Source organism: Kitasatospora sp. NPDC048296 (genome assembly GCF_043201815.1).
Taxonomy (GTDB): Bacteria; Actinomycetota; Actinomycetes; order Streptomycetales; family Streptomycetaceae; genus Kitasatospora.
Genome location: NZ_JBICZB010000015.1, coordinates 95,685 through 113,874, shown reverse-complemented (window position 1 = coordinate 113,874; position 18,190 = coordinate 95,685). Strand labels below are relative to the sequence as shown.

Sequence of the window (18,190 nt, the reverse complement as noted above, 5' to 3'; positions counted from 1 at the left end):
CGATCGCCGGTGTCGACCATGAGGGGGAGAGCCGTCGGGGGGAAGCACCGACGAAGGAGTCCCCGTGACCACTGCCCGAGACATCATGCACACCGGCGCCCAGTGCATCGGCGCCCACCAGACGTTGGACGAGGCCGCGCGGATGATGCGCGACAAGAACGTGGGCGCGCTGCCGATCTGCGGCGACGACCAGAAGCTGCACGGCATCATCACCGACCGTGACATCGTGGTGCGATGTCTCGCCGAGGGCAAGGACCCGGCCAAGATGACGGCGATCGAGCTGGCCGGGCACCTGCACTGCGTGCGCGCCGAAGACACCATGGACGTGGTGCTGAAGAAGATGGAGCAGCACCAGATCCGCCGCATCCCGGTGATCGACGGGGAGCGGCTGGTCGGCATGATCAGCGAGGCCGACCTGGCGATGGGCCACCGCAACGGCCACCGGCTGACGGATCAGCAGATCATCGAATTCATGGACAGCGTCTACATGAAGCGCTGACCCCGCCGGCGACCAGCCGCCCCGGGCAGGCCCCCGGGGCGGCTGGTCGCCGTCTCATGGGATGGATTTTCTTTTCTCACAAGCCGAGATGCGAGCACAATTGCGCACATGGGAAAGCAGTACGCATGCATCGACGGCCTGCCCGGCGTCCCGCTGCCGCTCCCGCCCCCGGCCCGCGACCTGACGCCGCGTCAACTCTTCGGTCCGCCGAGGATCATCAGCTTCTGCGGGTCGGGGAACGGCACGAACCCGGCCTTGGCGTACACCTCGTGGGCGTCCACCGTCGACAGCAGCACCCGCTTCAGCCGGTAGGGCCGCAGGTACGCCACCACCTCCTCCGCAAGCCAGATGCCGAGCCCCCGCCCCCGCTGCCCCCGGTCGACGTACACGTCGCACAGCCAGGCGAAGGTCGCGTGATCGGTGACCACCCGCGCGAACGCCACCTGCCCGCCCCCGGGTTCGTACACCCCGAACACCACCGACCCGCGCACCGACTGCTCCACCACCTCCCGGCTGCGCCCGAGCGCCCAGAAGGCGTCGGTGGAGAGCCAGTGGTGGACGAGGTCGAGGTCGAGGAGGTCGGGGTCGGTGGAGAGCCGGTAGCCGTCGTGGCGAGTGGTGATCATTGTTCCTTTTCCCTTGGGTTCCCGATGGCTCGCTGCCCGCTGTGCTCCCTCCAGTCGCTGCTGGCCTGGGGCGTTGGTGCGTCGGGCCACTGACGGCGCGAAGTTGACGGATCATCGGGATTCCTGAAACATTCACCTCCTCATCGATCGATGTACTGCATTGGCGAAGGCGAGGTTCCCGGTGGCGTTGGCGCTCGTGCGTGACCTCCGTTCGGTGCGGCCGACCCTGTCGACTGCGGAGCTCGACGCCTTCGAGCAGGACCTGGTGGCCGGCTTCGTGCTCGCGCGGTCCGCCGCAGGCGTGGAGGACGCATCGATCCAGGCCGAGATCCGTGCCATCTCGGAGTTCCGGGAGTCGATGGGCCGTCATCTGTGGACCGCCCGACCGGATGACGCCGACCGGTTCCTCGGCGAGCGCTGCCGCGACCAGGCCCACAGCACCGTCAGCGGCAAGGCGTTCGGCATCTCGGTGTTCTTCGAGTTCCTGGAGCTGCGGCACGAGGCGGAGATCCACGCGCTCACCGGCGACCTCGTGCAGTGCCCGATCGATGAGATGAACCGGCCCCGGGACGGCTGGCGGCTCAACATCCGCATCCCGCCCACCGACGCCGAGATCGACCAGTTCTTCAGTGGATGGCGGGACCACGTCGCCACGACCCGCAAGTTCCTGCCCGACGCCCGCAACTACACCGCTGCGAGACTGTGGTCCCAAATCGGCTTGCGTATCGGGGAGTCCACGCGGCTCGACATGGCCGACCTCAAGTGGGAGCTGGGGCCGCTCGGCAAGGTGCACGTGCGCTTCGGCAAGGGATCGCGGCGACGCGGCCCGAAGCAGCGCATCGTGCCGCTGATCAACGGCGCCCGCGGCCAAGCGGCGTGGTTCGTCGAGGAGGTCCGTGGACAGTTCGATGACGCCTGGGACCAACCGGGCGCCCCGTTCCTCGTCTCCGAGCGCCGGGCGGCCGACGGGTCGTGCAGTCGGGTCAGCACCGAGACGCTCCGGGCCGGGCTGGCCAGGGCCGTCGACCGGCATCTGCCGAGCTGGCGTGGTCGCCTGAGCCCGCATGTCCTGCGGCACTACTGCGCGTCCTCGCTGTATCGCAACGGCGTGGATATCGTCGCGATCCAGGAATTGCTCGGCCACGAGTGGGTCGCCACCACGATGGGGTACATACACGTGCATAACAGTCATATCGAAGACTCCTGGGCGAAGGCGGCGGACCGCTCGGCGGCCCGACTGGGCGGGGTGAAGCCGTGAAGTGGGACCTTCGGATGGCGGCGGCCCGCCGCGAGATCTGGAAGGCCAGCGACATGCGCCGGCTGCTGGCCGAACGCGGGCTGGAGATCAGCGTCGGGAAGATGTCGTCGCTGTGGTCCGGGCAGCCGACCTCGATCCGGCTCGACGACTTGGAGGTCATCTGCGACGCTCTCGGCTGCGGCCCCGAGGAGCTCTTGCTGCGTGAGCCCGGAAAGGCTCAGGCTCCCCCGGTCGCCGACGTCGACACGCAGGCCGTGGCTGTCGGGCAGTCGCCCGTCCGGCCGGTCCGTCGCAGCGGCCGGACGGCACCGCCGTGATCAGCCGCGAGGCGTATAGCGCCGCCCTGCGAGGGGACCTGGTCTGCAGCGGTTGCGGCCTTCGGCCGCCCCGGACGCCAAAGCACCGGCGTTGCTGGGAATGCTCGCGTAACGGTGGAGTGGCGCCGCCGTGCAAGGGCTGCGGCGGCCCGTACTGGATGTCGGGCTGGTGCCGCAGTTGCCATCCCGGCCTGGTGTCGCAGACCTTGCGGCCACGTTCGTGCCGCACCTGTTTCGCCTGGGGCCCGACGGACGCCCCGACGTGCAAGGCATGTCGCGGCTTCGCCCGCAAGCACCCGACGGGTGCCTGCGGGACCTGCGGGCGTCAGGTTCCGCTTTCCGGCGGCCACTGTCGACTCTGCTGGCACCAGGCCCGGCTGCTGGCCGGCCAGACCGGTGACTACGGCCCTGCGGCCCTTCACCTCGTGCAGGCCACCGGCCAGCAGCTCTTCATCGGCGACACCCAGCGCCGCATCACCCGCCACAACCCGGGCCGGGTGCCGCGCAAGCCAGTCGAACAGCAACTCGTCGCCATTGTCGGCAAGTTGCACGTCTGGCGTCCGGCCGCATGGCCCGTCCAAGGGGAGCTCTTCACGCTGCCTATCGGCGAGGTGCCGTTCCGGATCCTGCGCGATGACGAGCCGCGACTGGCCTGGTTCGCGCACCTGGAGCCCGCAGTGGCCCGGATCGGCGGAGCCAAGGGCTGGAGCCGCGACGTGTGCGAGAGCGTCATGCTCACCCTGGAAGCCGTGGTCGCCACCCACGAAGCCGGAACTCCGAGCTACTCGGCTTCCCGGGTCGCGCTTCTGGCTGACGGCTGCAAGCGGAACGTCACCCGGACCATCGAGCTCCTGGACGAACTCGGGCGACTCGACGAGGACCGTGCCGACCGGCTCGACCAGTGGGTGGAACGGAACCTGGCGTGCTTGCCCGCCGGCATCCGCGCCGACGTGGCTGACTGGGTAGACGTCCTGCGGCACGGCAACCCACGCCGCCGCCCGAAGTCCGAACTCACGTGGAAGAACTACCTGTTGCAGGTCCGGCCGACGCTTCTGTCCTGGTCCGCCGGGTACGAGACGCTCCGAGAGATATCCAAGGCCGAGATCGTCGCCGCCCTGGAGACGCCGACGCCCTACGGCGGAGACGGCCACACTCGACTGACCGCGTTGCGGTCGCTCTTCGCCTTCCTCAAGACCCGACAGAAGGTCTTCGCCGACCCAAGCCGCCGACTGGACCGGAAGATCACCCGACGCCCCGAGCAGAAGATCCCCACCCGGCTTCCGGCCTCCGCCCTGCAGGCAATCGGCCAGGGCGAGTACACCGCCGCGACGTGGCTGATCATCGTGCTGACCGGACATCACGCCCTTGGGGCGGTGCACATTCTGACCCTGGGCGTCGAGGACGTGGACCTGCCCAACCGCCGGTTCACGGTCCAGGGACAGCTCCGCCCCCTCGACGACCTCACCCACCAGGCCGTGCAGGGATACCTCGACTACCGCAACCGCAGGTGGCCGAACAGCACCAACCCCCACCTGCTGATCACCCAGCAGACCGCCCACCACGAGGGCCCGGTCAGCCGCTGGTGGCTCCGTACCGCCCTGCGGGGCCAGGAAGCCAGCCTCGACAGGCTGCGACAGGACCGCATCCTCGACGAGGTCGAAGCCACAGGCGTCCGCGACCCGCTCCACATCGCGGCCATCTTCGGCCTCCGACCCGACACCGCCCAGCGGTATGTCGACGCCATCCACGGACGCCACGACCCCACCGCGAACCCCGCAACCTGAGGGTGCACACTGGGCATGCACGCCTGCCGGACCCTCAAGTTCCTCCGCAGCAACCCTTCGGTAATCCTGAACTTGTGGCCTCCGAGGCGGCATGCTAGTAAACCGGAGGGCGGAGCCCACCGGGATTTCCGGCCCGGCGATCGCCGGCGATGCCGGATCGGTCCGGACCTCGCGGGTGGGATCCCCCGATGCCGGCGCCGCCCGTGCTCGCGGCGACCCGCGCGACCCGGGCTCACGGCCCCGTGCTGACGGCCGGGTGGCCCGCGCCACAGCCCTCACCCGGAGTGCCCCTCGCACTCGTCCGCAGCGGCGGGCATAGCCTTCGGCCCATGAGCAAAGAGAGCGATGCGGCGGACACCGGGGCCGTCGGCGACGAGGGCCACGAGGTGGCGGCCGCACCCGCCGGCTTCGAACTGGGGACCGACGGGCCCAAGGTGATCCTGGCGGGCCTGGACGGCTCCGACTCCTCCTGGCGCGCCACCGCCTACGCCGCCGGACTGGCCCGCCGCCAGGGCGCCGTCCTCGCCGTGGCGTACGTCCAGCCGGTACTCGGCGCCGCGACCGCCCTGGCCGGGGCCGCGGTGGAGGAGACGACCCGGGAGATCGCCGACGAACTGCTGGCCGCGCTGCGCGAAGCCGAACAGCACGTCCGCGATGTGTGGAAGGTGGACTGGCGCTTCCTGACCATGCGCGGCGACCCGTACACCGGACTGGCCAAGCTCGCCGACGACCTGCGCGCCGACGCCGTCGTGGTCGGCGTCTCCGAACAGGCCGGGCACAAGGTGATCGGCTCGGTGGCCGTCCGACTGGTCAAGGCCGGACGCTGGCCGGTGACCGTCGTCCCCTGAGGCCCGTCCGACACCTCCCGCCGGGCGCGAACCGTCGGACCCGGCGGCCCGAACCGGCCCAACCGGCCCAACCGGCCCAACCCGTGAGGGGACTACGGCCGGACGAGCCCCTACCGCCAGGGCCGCCCGCCCGCAGGAGCGCGCGGAGGCGGCGGGTAGGGTGCGGAAGCATGACGGAAACGCCGGGCGCGCACCCTACCGAGCCGGCCCACCCGACCGGCAACGACCTGCACCTCGACCTCCCCGCCACCGGCGGTCGCCGCGCCGCGCTGATGGCCGCGCTGCGCGAGGCGATCCGCAGCGGCAGACTCGCGCCCGGCACCCGGCTGCCCCCGTACCGCGCCCTTGCCGCCGACCTCGGCCTGGCCCGCAACACCGCCGCCGAGGCCTACGCCGAACTCGTCGCCGAGGGCTGGCTGACCGCCCGTCAAGGCTCCGGCACCACCGTCGCCGAACGCGCCGCGCCCGTCCCGCCCACCCGGGCCCGCCGCCCCTCGGTGCGGCCCGGGCCCGTCCACGACCTGCGCCAGGGCCAGCCCGACGCCGCCTCCTTCCCCCGCACCGCCTGGCTGGCCGCCGCCCGCCGGGCCCTCACCACCGCGCCCAACGAGGCCTTCGGGCCCGGCGATCCGCAGGGCCGGCGCGAACTGCGCACCGCCCTCGCCGACTACCTCGCCCGCGCCCGCGGGGTGCGCACCGACCCCGACCGGATCGTCGTCTGCTCCGGCTTCGCCCACGCGCTACGGCTGCTCTTCGACGGCTCGGCGCCCGTCCTGCCGCCCGCCGAGCGAGGGCCGCTGGCCGTCGAGGCGTACGGGCTGGGCTTCCACCGCGGGCTGCTCGCCGCCGCTGGGGTCACCACCGTGCCGCTGCCGATCGACGAACAGGGCGCCCGGGTCGGCGCGTTGGCGCACGTCCCGGACATCCGTACCGCGCTGCTCACCCCCGCCCACCAGTTCCCGACCGGCGGCCCGCTGCACGCCGGCCGCCGCGCCGCCGTGGTCGACTGGGCGCGCGGACGCGGTGGGCTCCTCCTGGAGGACGACTACGACGGCGAGTTCCGCTACGACCGCCAACCGGTCGGCGCCGTCCAGGGGCTGGACCCCGAGCGGGTGCTCTACCTCGGCAGCACCAGCAAGAGCCTCAGCCCCGCGTTGCGCCTCGGCTGGATGGTGGTGCCGGAGCACCTGGTCGACCGGGTGCTCGCGGTCAAGGGCGAACGCGAGGGCTGGGCCAGCGCCCTGGACCAGCTGACCCTCGCCGAGTTCATCGACTCCGGCGGCTACGACCGCCACGTCCGTCGGATGCGGCGCCGCTACCGCGACCGCCGGGACCAGTTGGTGGCCGCGCTCGCCGCGAACGCCCCGCACATCCAGGTCTCCGGCATCGCGGCGGGCCTGCACGCGGTGCTGCGCCTGGAGCCGGGCACCGAGCGGTCGGTGCTGAAGGCCGCCGCCTACCGCGGCCTCGCCCTCGACGGCCTCGCCGACTACCGCCACCCGGCCGTCACCCCCGAGGCCATGCCGCCGGCCGACGGCCTGGTCGTCGGCTACGCCACCCCACCCGACCACGCCTACCCGGCGGCACTCGCCGCACTGTGCGACATCCTGCCGCCGTCCGCCTGAGCGAAGCGCGACCGGCGGGCGGCGGGCGGCGAAGCATAGGGCCTGGGCACACCTCGCCGGGCCGTTTCGGCGTTCGACCGGTCCCGGGCGTCCGCTCGCCGGTCCTGCGTCGGTACGGCTTCGGGTCGAGGAGGGCAAGCGGAGCGGTACCGCCGCCTACGCTCCTTGGGCATGCGCAGAACACATCTGAGCCGGGTGGCGCTCGCCGCGTGTCCGGCCGTCGCCGTCGGTCTGCTCCTCTCCGCCGCGCCGGCCCGGGCCGACAGCCCGCTGCCGCTCACGGCGGTCTCCGACCGTCAGACCACCGTCCGCGGCGGCGAGTTCACGCTCACGATGACGCTCACCAACCCGTACGACACTCCGATCCAGTTCGTCTACCAGAGCGTCCAGCAGACCTACGACACCAGCCTGGAGCAGGGCCTCAAGTTCACCGCCACGGCCTGCGGCACCCAGACCAACGGCTGCAGCGACAACGTCCACGGCGGCATCGCCCGCTACAACGTGCCGCTGGCCCCGGGCGCCAGCAGCACCTTCACGGTCACCTACACCATCGCCCCCGACTCGGCGTGCGGCGCGGAGACCAGGATCGACTTCTACTCCTACCTGTACTACGAGTACCAGGCCGGTGAGGCCAAGAACTCGGGCATCATCGGCATCCCGGGCACCCAGGTCGCCTGCGCCTGACCCGCCGGTAGCACCGCCTCTCCCCGGCGCATCCCCCTCTGTGCATCCCCCGTACCCCCGTCAGGTGCCGGCCGCCCCCGTACCGGCACCTGACGGGCTTTTCGTGTTGTCGGTCCCCGCGCGCATGCCCGATGAGGACCCCTCGGCGGGCCGGCTGAACCGGGTCCGGTTCTGCTACGAGGCAGCCTGAGCGATCTGCCGGGTTGACGCCCGCGGGCCCGGGTTCGGACGACCGGCGGGGGCGGAGGAAGGGGCGGGAAGCCGTTGGCAGGACGGGGGTGCGGAGGTGGGAACGGACGTTCCTGCGGCGAGTGGGGCCGTGTGGGGTGGATCGGCGGAGATTCACCCTATCGGGGGGTAGTCGGCCTCCGTATGGGCCTGGTCGGGTTCTGGTGATCTAGGGTTCCGGATGGGTCGCCGCGAGACGGTGGCCGCTCTCTCGGTACCCCGCCAACTTCCCCACCAGTAAGCGGATCTGATGATCCGCCATGGATCGCGTTCCCAGGCGGTGCGGTACGGCCCGGGCCGCGCGATCCGACCACACGAATGGAGACCCTGCCGATGCCCGTGGACACGAACCCGGAGACACAGCAGGACCGGCAGCAGAGCCTCGCGACGGCAGCTGCCCGCAACCTTGCCACCACGACCAAGTCCGCGCCGCAGATGCAGGAGATCACCTCCCGCTGGCTGCTCAAGGTGCTGCCCTGGGTGCAGGCCAACGGTGGCGCCTACCGCGTCAACCGTCGGCTCACCTACACCGTCGGCAACGGCGTGGTGGAGTTCATCAAGACCGGCTCCCAGGTTCGTGTGATCCCGGCCGAGCTGGGCGAGCTCGCCCTGCTGCGCGGCTACGAGGACGAGGAGGTGCTGACCGCCCTCGCCGACCGCTGCCAGCAGGTCGACTTCGGCCCCGGCGAGGTCCTCACCACCCAGGGCGAGGCGGCCGACAAGATCTTCCTGATCGCCCACGGCAAGATCAACAAGATCGGCACCGGCAAGTACGGCGACGAGACCGTGGTCGGCGTGGCCGGTGACGGCGACCGCTTCGGCGACGACTCGCTGCTCAACGAGGACGCCGTCTGGGAGTACACCGCGAAGACCGCCACCTCCGGTGTCGCCCTGACGCTGAACCGGGCCGACTTCGCCCGCATCCGGGACAACGCGCCCAGCCTTCAGGAGCACCTGGAGTCCTTCCTGGCCCTGCCGCTGCAGGCTCAGAACGAGCGCGGCGAGGCCGAGATCGCCATGTCGGCCGGCCACCACGGCGAGTACGAACTCCCCGGCGCCTTCGTGGACTACGAGCTCAAGCCGCGTGAGTACGAGCTGAGCGTCGCCCAGACCATCCTCAAGGTCCACACTCGTGTCGCGGACCTGTACAACGAGCCGATGAACCAGATCGAGCACCAGCTCCGGCTGACCATCGAGGCCCTGCGCGAGCGCCAGGAGCACGAGATGATCAACAACCCGGAGTTCGGCCTGCTCAACAACGCCGACTTCGACCAGCGGATCCAGACCCACTCCGGCCCGCCCACCCCGGACGACCTGGACGAACTGCTCAACCGCCGCCGTGACCCCGACTACCTGCTGGCGCACCCGCGGGCCATCGCCGCGATCGGCCGCGAGTTCAACGCCCGGGGCATCTACCCGCACCACGTAGACCTCGGCGGGCAGCAGGTGCCGGCCTGGCGCGGTGTGCCGATCCTGCCGTGCAGCAAGATCCCGATCACCAAGGAGAACACCAGCTCGATCCTGGTGATCCGTACCGGTGAGGACAACCAGGGCGTCATCGGCCTGCACCAGAACGGCATCCCGGACGAGTATCAGCCCTCGCTGTCGGTGCGCTTCATGGGGATCGACGAGAAGGCGATCATCTCCTACCTGGTCAGCGCCTACTACTCCTGCGCGATCCTGGTGCCGGACGCGGTCGGCGTCCTGGAGAACGTCGAGATCGCGCACCGCCGCCACTGAGCGCTGAATGCTCTGCCGAGTGCGGAGAACAGTGCGCGCAGGCCGTAACCGGCCGGCATGAAGATCGTTTGACCTGATGGCGGACGGCCCGCCCGCGACGGCGGGCCGTCCGCCTGAGCGCGTTTGAAGGCATCTGGTCGTACCCGATCGGTTTCCCGTTCCGGATTCGACCGACTCTGTCTCCTTCGCCGTGGCTGGTCAGCCCGAGCCCCTGCCGTCCCCCGGTCGACCCGAGAGGTGTGTGGAGCCCATGTCGCAGCGTCGGCAGTTCCGACGGATACCGCAGCACGATGGTGGGACTGCTACCCCCGGGCGGCGGGTGCGACTGATCGGCGCTGCGGTCGGTGTGGTGGCCATGTGCGCGCTGGGCGGCGGCGCCACCGCCTCCGGCACCGAGCGCCAGGGCGGGCACCCGCACGGTCTGGTGGTCGACACCTGGGTGTGCAGTGAGACGGACGTGTCGATGACGTTGGGTCCGGGCGGCAGAGTGGACGTCGGGGTGGACGTGGACGTCCAGGTCGGCGTGACCGTCGCCCCCGACGCCGAGCACCACGGGCCCAAGCCGCCGCACGGGCACCAGTCGGGACGGCCGGACGACGATCACGGTGACGGTGACGACGACGGGCACGGCGACCACGACGGGCACGGGCATCACCACCACCACCACCATCACCATCCGTGCCCGACCCCGACGCCCGGCCCGACTCCCACGCCGACGCCCACCCCCACACCGACCCCGACCCCCACCCCCACACCGACTCCCACGCCGACCCCGACGCCGTCTCCGACCCCGCCGCGGCCCAGCCCGACCCCGGTGCCCACCCCGCCCCCGTCGCCCGCGCCACCGCGCGTCCCCGCGCCGCCCCCGCCGGCGCCCGTGCCCGCCGCACCCGCGCCTGCCGCGCCTGCCCCCCAGGCGCCCCCGCCTGCCGTGGTGCCCAGCCCCGCGGCGCCGAGCCCGGCGCGCCCGAGTCCGCCGGGGCCGACCCCCTCGGCGCAGCCGGTGTTCCACGTCCGGCCGGCCCCGCCGCAGCCTGTCGCGCGGAACCACCACGCCGCCCCGGCGACCACCACGATGCTGCTGATCACCGTCCCCGCCGTGCTGGCGGCGGCGGCCCTGCGGCCGGGTCGTGGCAACCGAGGCAGCGGTCGCTCCGGGTCCTGACAGCGCCCGCCCGCGAGACCCCTGGGCGCGGGGCCCGCGACCCCGTGGTCGCCGCCGGGCTCCGCGTCCCCGAGTACCCCGTTCACGTCACAAGCCAAGCCAGAGAAGGGAGTTCCCATGTCCGAGTGGGTGGCGCTGGTCATCGCCATGGCGGCGGCCTGTGCCGTCGTGGTGGCGGTGGTGCTGCTGAGGCACCGTCGGGTGGGCACCGAGAAGAAGGTCGACGAGACGCCCGACGTCATCGAGTACATCACGATGATGATCGGCGTGGTCTACGCGATCGTCCTCGGTCTCGCCATCGCGGGTGTCTGGGAGGCGCGCGGCGCCGCCCAGGACGACCTGTTCCGTGAGGCGCAGTCGCTGCGGGAGGTGAGCGACCGGGCGGTGGTCTACCCGGCCGAGTTCCGTGACCAGGTCCGGGCCGACGTGGACGGCTACGTCACGTACGTGGTCAACGTCGAGTGGGACTACATGGCCAAGCACGGTGAGATCACGGACAAGGGCACCGAGTTGCTGGAGAAGCTCCAGAACGACGTGGCCACCCGGTCGCCGGCCTCGGACCTGGAATCCCAGGCCTACCAGCCGATCATGGACCGGATCAGCCAGGCCTCCGACGCCCGCAACCAGCGCGGCCAGAACGCCGGACCGGGCATGCCGGGCGTGGTCTGGTTCGGGCTGATCGGCGGCGCCGTGGTGACCATCGGCATGCTGTTCGCGCTGCAGATCCGGCGCACGCCGAGGGAGTTGATCCTCGCGGCCTGCTTCAGCGCGCTGATCGCCTTCCTGTTGTTCATGATCTGGGACTTCGACGACCCGTTCGCCAGAAGCGTCTCGGTCACCACGCAGCCGTTCGTGGACCTCTTCCCCTCGCTCAACCTCAAGAGCTGACCAAGGATTCGGAAGCCCTCCGACCTCCGGAAATCCGGGCAGGTGATCATCGGATAACCTTGCCCGGATTGTCGGGGGCCGGCCCTCGGCCGAGGGATCGAGGGGAACCCCAGCAGTGTCCTATCCGCCGATGCCGGATCCCGGTGGCCAGTTCCCGTGGGCGCCGGACACCGCTCCCGTCCCGCCGCCCCGCCCGGAGCGCGCCTGGTGGTGGCTGCCCGAGTCGGAGCGGCTGCGGCGGAAGAAGCAGCGCGAGGAGTGGGAGGCCTACCGGGCGTACCAGCGGCGCAACCGCAAGGACGAGGACGGCGGCAAGCGCAAGCGCGACGACGACTGCCTGGAGGGCTGCGGCGACGGCTGCTGCGACATCGCCGACCCCTGCCTGATCGCGCTCATCCCGGTGATGATGGCCTCCGGCGTCCGCTTCGCCCTCACCGGGGCGCGCGGGCGTCGTACGGTCGACCCGTCCGCGCCGGCTCCGCACGGGTTCGCGGCCGGGGTGATGTACGGCGCGGTGCGCTACTACCGCACCGAGGTCAGCCCCCGGCGCCCCGCCTGCTGCCCGTACACGCCGTCCTGCTCGACCTACGCGGTGCAGCCGCTGCACCGGCACGGCGCGCTGCGCGGGGCCCGGCTGACGGTCGGGCGGCTGCTGCGCTGCCGCCCGGGCCGGGGTGGGTCCGACCCGGTGCCGCGCTGATCCTCCGGGCGCGGCGGGCAGCCCGCTGCTACGAGTAGGGCGAGTGGCCCGCGTGGAATCCACGCGGGCCACTCGCGTTCTGACGATAAGTCAACACATGCCGCCGTCCATCGAGTTGGGCATGGTGTCGGCGCCGGGAGTGACCTGGCGATCGTGACGTCGATCGGGTGGTCACCCCGTCAAGGGTGTCCACCCGCTGGACCGCCCCGGGCCGCGCGGGGCGGCGGACCGGTAGGTTGACCGGTACCGAGCAGGCCGCCGATCGGAGGAGCGCCATGGACAGCCAGGGCTGGGACGCCCGCTACGCCGCGAGCGAACTCGTGTGGGGTGCGGCGCCCAACCAGTGGGTGGTCCGCGAACTGACGGGGCACACCCCCGGTCACGCCCTGGACCTGGCCGCCGGTGAGGGCCGCAACGCCATCTGGCTGGCCGTCCAGGGCTGGGAGGTCACCGGCCTCGACTTCTCCGCCGTCGCCCTGGAGCGCGCCGAACGGCTCACCGCCGACCTGCCCGACGAGGTCGCCGGCCGCCTCACCTGGCGCCACGGCGACGCCCGCACGTTCGACTCACCCGCCGCCGGCTACGACCTCGTCCTGGTCGCCTACCTTCAGCTGCCCGCCGAGGACCGCCGGGCCGCGCTGCGCCGTGCCGCCGACGCGCTCGCTCCCGGCGGCACCCTGCTGGTCGTCGGACACGACCTGAGCAGCCTCACCGAGGGCGTCGGGGGTCCGCAGGACCCGGCGGTGCTCTTCACCCCGGACGACGTCCTCGCCGACCTCGCCGAGTACGGCCTACGCACCGTGCGCGCCGAGCGCGTCCACCGGACGGTCGGCGCCGAGCCCGGCCACAAGGGCGCCGGTACGAGCGCCGGTTCGGGCGGCGGTACGGGCGGCGGTACGGGCGTGGCGATCGACGCACTGGTGCGGCTGGAGCGGGGTGCCGAGTGACGATCACGACCTCCCGTCGCACGCTGCTCACCGGCCTGGCCGTGGCCGCCCCGCTGGTCCTGGCGGGCTGCTCCTCCGGCAAGAAGGACAAGGCCGACAGGACCGGCCCGGTGGCCAAGGCCAGTGACCCGGGCGGCGCGGCCTTCGTGATGATCATCCGGCACGGTGAGAAGCCGGACGGCAACCAGCCGGGCCTGGACGAGAACGGCAAGCACGACGGCAAGTCGCTCACCCAGCGCGGCTGGGACCGCGCCAAGGCGCTGCCCACCCTGTTCGCCCCGCCCGTGACCGGCCTGCGCACCCCGGCCCGGATCTACGCCGCCACCGACCAGGGCCCGATGGCCGGGGCGCACCGGATGCGCCAGACCGTCACACCCCTGGCCACCAAGCTCGGGCCGGCCGTGGACACCACGTACGCCGAGTCCCAGGAGTCCGAGCTGGCCGGTGCCGCGCTCGCCGGGACCCAGCCGGTGCTGATCTGCTGGGAGCACTCCAGGATCCCGCGGATCGTCGAGGCGCTCGGCGCGTCCGGCAGCGGCGTGCCGGGCACCTGGCCGGACCGGTTCGACCTGGTCTGGGTGTTCTCCCGGCCGGCCGGTGGGGCCTGGACCTTCCAGGAGGTGCGCCAGCACCTGCTGGACGGCGACGCCTGATCCAACGGGAACGGAGCGCGTCCGGAGGAGATGGCCGTCCTTCCGGTTCGGGCCGCCTCGGAGCCGACCCTGGACGGGTGCGCCGCCCGCCCGTTCGGTCTCTGTTCGCGGCTGTGACGGACGTCCGGCGGCGGATCCCTCGGTGTGCGGAGCACCGCCGGAAGTGAGGCCCGGGGGACTGCTGGGTAGGGGTCCTCGAAGCATGCCGTCCGATGATCATAGGTTTCCCTGCGGTGCGATAGATTCGCGCCACGGACGGCGGCAGGAACGAGGAGGGCACGATGACCGTTTCGCTGGCCAAGGGGCAGAAGATCAGCCTGGAGAAGCCGGGCGGTGGGCAGTTGAGCCTGGTCCGGATGGGCCTGGGCTGGAAGGCCGTGCAGCGCAAGGGTTTCCTGGCCAAGCTGCTCTCCACCGGGCAGGAGATCGACCTGGACGCCTCGGCGGTGCTGTTCTCCCGGGGGCGGGCGCTGGACGTGGTCTTCTTCCAGCACCTCACCAGCAACGACGGCTCGGTCCGGCACAGCGGGGACAACCTGGTCGGCGGCGCCGGCGACGCGACCGACGACGAGTCGATCACGGTCGACCTCACCAGGATCGCGGCCGAGGTCGACCAGATCGTCTTCACCGTCAACTCCTTCACCGGGCAGACCTTCCAGGAGGTCGAGGCGGCCTTCTGCCGCCTGCTGGACGAGACCACCGGCGTCGAGCTGGCCCGCTACACGCTCACCGGCGGCGGCCCGTACACCGCGCAGATCATGGCCAAGGTGCAGCGCACGCCGGGCGGTTGGCAGATGACCGCGATCGGGCAGCCGGCCAACGGGCGGACCTTCCAGGACCTGATGCCGGAGCTGGCCAAGCACCTGTGAGCCGGTCGGGTTCCAGCGCTCGGGCGCGTCCTGCGGGTCCGGTCGGACCCGGCAAGGATCCGCAGGACACGCCCCGGGGGTGTCACTCGACGTCCCGGCGCCGGAATCCGGCCAGGGCCAGGGCGATCAGCGCGGCCGCGACCAGGGTGAGCGCGGCGAGCGGCGTCCAGTCCATCGCGGCGGCCGGCAGCCGGGGCACCCGGCCGAACGGCGAGAATCCGTCCAGGCCCGACGGCAGCTTCAGCAGCGGGCCCAGGTAGCCGATGACGAACGCGTAGGCGGGGACGATCCAGGCCAGCGGCGTCGCCCGGGGCAGCCAGCCGTAGACGGCGGCGGCGAAACCCACCGTCACCCACAGGGCGGGTGTGAAGGCCAGCGCCGCGCCGGTCAGCCGCAGGAACACGCCCGCGTCGCCAGTGGACAGCGCACCGGCCAGGCCGAATCCGACGCCCGCGGCGAGCATCACGGCGGTGGAGCCCAGCAGGGCCGCCGCCAGGTGTCCGCCCAGCCAGCCGGAGCGCGACACCCCGGTGGCCAGTACCGGTACGGCCCGACCGGCGCTCTCCTCGGCGCGCGGGCGCAGCGTCGCGAGGACCGCGTAGACGCCGCCGACCACCGCGACGACCAGCATCGTCAGCGCGGCGTAGGAGTCGGCGAGCGTGTGGCCGCCGAGCCGGGCCAGCGCCTCCCGGATCTGGTCGACGTCCTTGAGCATCGAGTCGGCGTTGCCGAGCAGCGAGCCGTACATCGCGCCGAGCAGCAGCAGGGCGACCGCGAAGCCGCCGATCAGGCCGCGGTGCAGCCGCAGCGCCAGGCCGAGGGAGGTGCCGAGAAGCGGGCTGCCGGTGGCCGGGCCGGGGCGGGTGGCGCGCAGCCCGGCGCCGAGGTCGCGGCGGGTGCTCAGCAGGAACCCGGCCGCCGCGGTGGCGACGGTCAGCGCGAGTGCGGGCAGCAGCGGCCACCAGCGGTCGTCGACGAAGGGATAGGTGCGCTGCAGCCAGCCGATCGGGGAGGCCCAGGAGAGCCCGTTCTCCGCGGCGTCCCCGGCGGCGCGCAGCGCGTAGGCGGCGCCGAGGACCGCGAGGGCCAGCCCGGAGGCGGTCCGGGTGTGCGCGGTGACCTGGACGGTGACGGCGGCCACCGCAGCGAACAGCAGCCCGCCGACGGCGGTCGCGGCGCCGTAGAGCAGAGCGCCGCCGGTGGTCAGACCGGGGATGCCGAGGCCGGGCAGGCCGACGGCGAGCAGCAGTCCGAGCGCGAGGTCGGCGACGGCGGCGGTGGCCAGCGCCGCCGCGAGCTGGGCATGTCGGCCGACGGCGGCGGAGCGGACCAGTTCGGCGCGGCCGATCGCCTCCTCGGCCCGAGTGTGCCGGGTGACGATCAGGACGCTCATCAGGCCGGCGAGGACGGCCAGCAGACCGAGCAGCCGGTGGCTGAGCATCGCGCCCCAGGTGTAGTCGGCCAGGTAGTGCGCCGGGCCGGACATGGCGAGCACGGCCGGGTTGTCCGAGCTGTGCGCGATCGAGGCGCGGTCGGCGGCGGTCGGGTAGACGGTGTGGACGCTGTTGGCGGAGGCGATGGCCAGCAGCCCGAGGCCGAGCACCCAGCCGGGCAGCCGGGCCCGGTCGCGGCGCAGGGCGAAGTACAGCAGGACGACGGTGCCGGTCAGGGAGGCGCCCTCCTCGGCGCGGCCCGCTTCGGTGCGGCGGGTGGTGGGCGCGGCGGTGGCGGTCATCGCATGGCCTCGCCGTCGAGGCGGTGCCCGTTGGCGGCCAGCTCGTCGCCGTAGTGGCGCAGCATCAGCTCCTCCAGCGTGGGCGGGTGGCTGACCAGGCTGCGCAGCCCGGCCTCGCTCAGCTTCCGTACGGCGGCGTCGAGCCGGGCGCCGTCCACGGCGAAGTGGACGCGCAGCCCGTCGGTGCGTAGGGCGTGCACGCCGTCCAGGGCGTCCAGCCCGGTGACCGGGCGGCTGGTCTCGGCCTCGACGGTGGTGCGGGTGAGGTGGCGCAGTTCGCCGAGGGTGCCGGTCTGCACCACCCGGCCGTGCCGGATGATGCTGACCCGGTCACCCAGCTTCTCCACCTCGTCCAGGATGTGACTGGAGAGCAGGACGGTCCGGCCCTGCTCCTTGGCCTGGTGGACGACGTCCTGGAAGACCACCTCCATCAGCGGGTCCAGGCCCGAGGTCGGCTCGTCCAGCAGCAGGAGCTCGGCGTCGGAGGCCAGCGCGGCGACGATGGCGACCTTCTGCCGGTTGCCCTTGGAGTAGCTGCGGCCTTCTTGGCCGGGTCGAGGTCGAAGCGCTCGATCAGCTCGTCCCGGCGGCGCCGGTCGAGCCGGCCGCGCAGCCGGGAGAGCAGGTCGATGGCCTGCCCGCCGGTGAGGTTGGGCCAGAGCTCGACGTCGCCGGGGACGTAGGCGAGACGGCGGTGCAGCTCGACGGCGTCGCTCCACGGGTCCTTGCCGAGCAGCCGGGCGCTGCCGCCGTCCGCTCGCAGCAGGCCGAGGAGAACCCGGATGGTGGTGGACTTCCCGGCGCCGTTGGGCCCCAGGAAGCCGTGGACCTCGCCGGTCTCGACGGTCAGGTCGAGGCCGTCCAGCGCGGTGGTCCGGCCGAAGGCCTTGCGCAGGCCGGACAGGGTGATGGCCTTGGTCATGCTTCTGAAGGTACCGTAGTTTCAGAAAAACGTGAATATTGGGAAGGAGTTAAAGTTCGACCAGGGGGGCGGATGATCACTGGAAAGGGGGCGGCCGTGGAACGGCAGCCGGAGCAGGGGCACGACGAGCGGGCCGTGTCGGACTTCGTCGAGCGCTTCGCGGCCGAGCTGGTGGTCGCGGGCATGGGCCGGATGCCCTCGCGGATCTTCTCCTGCCTGATGGCCGAGGAGAGCGGCGTGCTGACCTCCGCCGAGCTCTCCGAGCGGCTGCAGATCAGCCCGGCCGCGGTCTCCGGCGCGATGCGCTACCTCATCCAGATCGGCCTGGTCGCCAAGGAGCGCGAGCCCGGCTCACGGCGGGACCGCTACCGGGTGCTCAACGACGTCTGGTTCGAGTCGCTGACCCGGCGGGACGAGATCCTGCTGCGCTGGATCCGGGTGCTGAAGGAGGGTGAGACGACCGTCGGCACGGGCACGGTGGCGGGGGAACGGCTGGCGGAGAGCGCGGCCTTCTTCGAGTTCATGATCGATGAGCTGCACGGCATGCTCGGTCGCTGGCGCGAGCACCGGGCGGGGCTGGCGGCGGAGGAGTAGGGGCGGCCCGGCGGGCCGGGAAACGGCTCAGCGGGAAGCAGCGCGGCGGGAAACGCTCAGCGGGAAACGGCGCGGCGGCAGGACGGCTGTTGGGCCGTCCTGCCGCCG

At 72.2% G+C, this 18,190-nt stretch carries 17 protein-coding genes and 1 pseudogene; 15 read left to right on the top strand and 3 right to left on the bottom strand.

What is annotated here, in order from left to right:
* The first annotated feature begins 64 nt into the window (after window positions 1-64).
* A complete protein-coding gene (locus ACGF12_RS12400; protein ID WP_393028248.1) occupies window positions 65-499 on the top strand; it encodes a CBS domain-containing protein in 435 nt (144 codons plus the stop codon).
* Between the two features lie 191 nt (window positions 500-690).
* Here the strand turns inward: ACGF12_RS12400 and ACGF12_RS12395 are convergent, their stop codons facing one another.
* Window positions 691-1,125: a GNAT family N-acetyltransferase gene (locus tag ACGF12_RS12395; RefSeq protein WP_393028247.1), complete on the bottom strand. Its 435-nt coding sequence runs from the start codon at window positions 1,123-1,125 to the stop codon at window positions 691-693.
* A 181-nt stretch (window positions 1,126-1,306) separates the two neighbouring features.
* On the opposite strand from ACGF12_RS12395, the gene ACGF12_RS12390 reads away from it, so the two are divergent.
* The 13 genes from ACGF12_RS12390 (at window position 1,307) to ACGF12_RS12330 (ending at window position 14,831) form a co-directional block, all read left to right on the top strand.
* Window positions 1,307-2,383 (top strand): tyrosine-type recombinase/integrase, encoded by a 1,077-nt coding sequence (locus ACGF12_RS12390; protein ID WP_393028246.1) that lies wholly within the window; start codon window positions 1,307-1,309, stop codon window positions 2,381-2,383.
* Complete coding sequence (locus ACGF12_RS12385; protein WP_393028245.1) at window positions 2,380-2,700, top strand: helix-turn-helix domain-containing protein; 321 nt, start codon at window positions 2,380-2,382, stop codon at window positions 2,698-2,700. Before ACGF12_RS12390 ends, ACGF12_RS12385 begins: the two co-directional genes overlap by 4 nt.
* A gap of 425 nt (window positions 2,701-3,125) precedes the next feature.
* Window positions 3,126-4,484, top strand: a complete 1,359-nt coding sequence (locus ACGF12_RS12380) for a hypothetical protein (RefSeq protein WP_393028244.1) — start codon at window positions 3,126-3,128, stop codon at window positions 4,482-4,484.
* Between the two features lie 329 nt (window positions 4,485-4,813).
* Window positions 4,814-5,332 (top strand): universal stress protein, encoded by a 519-nt coding sequence (locus ACGF12_RS12375; RefSeq protein ID WP_393028243.1) that lies wholly within the window; start codon window positions 4,814-4,816, stop codon window positions 5,330-5,332.
* Between the two features lie 170 nt (window positions 5,333-5,502).
* Complete coding sequence (locus ACGF12_RS12370) at window positions 5,503-6,957, top strand: PLP-dependent aminotransferase family protein (protein ID WP_393028242.1); 1,455 nt, start codon at window positions 5,503-5,505, stop codon at window positions 6,955-6,957.
* Window positions 6,958-7,128: 171 nt separating this feature from the next.
* On the top strand, window positions 7,129-7,641 hold the full coding sequence (locus tag ACGF12_RS12365) for a hypothetical protein (RefSeq protein ID WP_393028241.1): 513 nt from the start codon (window positions 7,129-7,131) through the stop codon (window positions 7,639-7,641).
* A gap of 561 nt (window positions 7,642-8,202) precedes the next feature.
* On the top strand, window positions 8,203-9,609 hold the full coding sequence (locus tag ACGF12_RS12360) for a family 2B encapsulin nanocompartment shell protein (RefSeq protein ID WP_393028240.1): 1,407 nt from the start codon (window positions 8,203-8,205) through the stop codon (window positions 9,607-9,609).
* A 319-nt stretch (window positions 9,610-9,928) separates the two neighbouring features.
* On the top strand, window positions 9,929-10,774 hold the full coding sequence (locus tag ACGF12_RS12355) for a hypothetical protein (RefSeq protein WP_393028239.1): 846 nt from the start codon (window positions 9,929-9,931) through the stop codon (window positions 10,772-10,774).
* A 117-nt stretch (window positions 10,775-10,891) separates the two neighbouring features.
* The gene (locus tag ACGF12_RS12350) at window positions 10,892-11,662 is read left to right on the top strand and encodes a hypothetical protein (RefSeq protein ID WP_393028238.1); all 771 of its coding nucleotides are present in this window, start codon (window positions 10,892-10,894) and stop codon (window positions 11,660-11,662) included.
* A gap of 130 nt (window positions 11,663-11,792) precedes the next feature.
* Entirely contained in the window at window positions 11,793-12,362 is a 570-nt protein-coding gene (gene yidD / locus ACGF12_RS12345) for a membrane protein insertion efficiency factor YidD (protein ID WP_393028237.1), read from the top strand.
* Window positions 12,363-12,637: 275 nt separating this feature from the next.
* Window positions 12,638-13,309 carry a class I SAM-dependent methyltransferase gene (locus ACGF12_RS12340; RefSeq protein WP_393028236.1) on the top strand — a complete coding sequence of 224 codons (672 nt, stop codon included), beginning with the start codon at window positions 12,638-12,640 and terminating at the stop codon, window positions 13,307-13,309.
* The gene (locus ACGF12_RS12335) at window positions 13,306-13,962 is read left to right on the top strand and encodes a hypothetical protein (RefSeq protein WP_393028235.1); all 657 of its coding nucleotides are present in this window, start codon (window positions 13,306-13,308) and stop codon (window positions 13,960-13,962) included. Before ACGF12_RS12340 ends, ACGF12_RS12335 begins: the two co-directional genes overlap by 4 nt.
* A 281-nt stretch (window positions 13,963-14,243) precedes the next feature.
* Window positions 14,244-14,831 carry a TerD family protein gene (locus ACGF12_RS12330; protein WP_393028234.1) on the top strand — a complete coding sequence of 196 codons (588 nt, stop codon included), beginning with the start codon at window positions 14,244-14,246 and terminating at the stop codon, window positions 14,829-14,831.
* An 82-nt stretch (window positions 14,832-14,913) separates the two neighbouring features.
* On the opposite strand, the gene ACGF12_RS12325 is transcribed toward ACGF12_RS12330, so the two are convergent.
* Both ACGF12_RS12325 and ACGF12_RS12320 read right to left on the bottom strand, forming a co-directional pair.
* Complete coding sequence (locus tag ACGF12_RS12325) at window positions 14,914-16,566, bottom strand: ABC transporter permease (RefSeq protein ID WP_393028233.1); 1,653 nt, start codon at window positions 16,564-16,566, stop codon at window positions 14,914-14,916.
* Window positions 16,563-17,488, bottom strand: a pseudogene (locus ACGF12_RS12320) (ABC transporter ATP-binding protein). Before ACGF12_RS12320 ends, ACGF12_RS12325 begins: the two are co-directional and overlap by 4 nt.
* A gap of 72 nt (window positions 17,489-17,560) precedes the next feature.
* Here ACGF12_RS12320 and ACGF12_RS12315 point away from each other — a divergent pair.
* Window positions 17,561-18,082: a GbsR/MarR family transcriptional regulator gene (locus ACGF12_RS12315; protein ID WP_393028232.1), complete on the top strand. Its 522-nt coding sequence runs from the start codon at window positions 17,561-17,563 to the stop codon at window positions 18,080-18,082.
* Window positions 18,083-18,190 lie beyond the last annotated feature (108 nt).

What these genes read in the sequence shown, in the direction of transcription:
- ACGF12_RS12395 (WP_393028247.1), bottom strand. Translation starts at nt 1,125, where the DNA reads ATGATCACCACTCGCCACGACGGCTACCGGCTCTCCACCGACCCCGAC.
- ACGF12_RS12375 (WP_393028243.1), top strand. Translation starts at nt 4,814, where the DNA reads ATGAGCAAAGAGAGCGATGCGGCGGACACCGGGGCCGTCGGCGACGAG.
- ACGF12_RS12370 (WP_393028242.1), top strand. Translation starts at nt 5,503, where the DNA reads ATGACGGAAACGCCGGGCGCGCACCCTACCGAGCCGGCCCACCCGACC.
- ACGF12_RS12365 (WP_393028241.1), top strand. Translation starts at nt 7,129, where the DNA reads ATGCGCAGAACACATCTGAGCCGGGTGGCGCTCGCCGCGTGTCCGGCC.
- ACGF12_RS12360 (WP_393028240.1), top strand. Translation starts at nt 8,203, where the DNA reads ATGCCCGTGGACACGAACCCGGAGACACAGCAGGACCGGCAGCAGAGC.
- ACGF12_RS12350 (WP_393028238.1), top strand. Translation starts at nt 10,892, where the DNA reads ATGTCCGAGTGGGTGGCGCTGGTCATCGCCATGGCGGCGGCCTGTGCC.
- yidD (WP_393028237.1), top strand. Translation starts at nt 11,793, where the DNA reads ATGCCGGATCCCGGTGGCCAGTTCCCGTGGGCGCCGGACACCGCTCCC.
- ACGF12_RS12340 (WP_393028236.1), top strand. Translation starts at nt 12,638, where the DNA reads ATGGACAGCCAGGGCTGGGACGCCCGCTACGCCGCGAGCGAACTCGTG.
- ACGF12_RS12330 (WP_393028234.1), top strand. Translation starts at nt 14,244, where the DNA reads ATGACCGTTTCGCTGGCCAAGGGGCAGAAGATCAGCCTGGAGAAGCCG.
- ACGF12_RS12325 (WP_393028233.1), bottom strand. Translation starts at nt 16,566, where the DNA reads ATGACCGCCACCGCCGCGCCCACCACCCGCCGCACCGAAGCGGGCCGC.
- ACGF12_RS12315 (WP_393028232.1), top strand. Translation starts at nt 17,561, where the DNA reads ATGATCACTGGAAAGGGGGCGGCCGTGGAACGGCAGCCGGAGCAGGGG.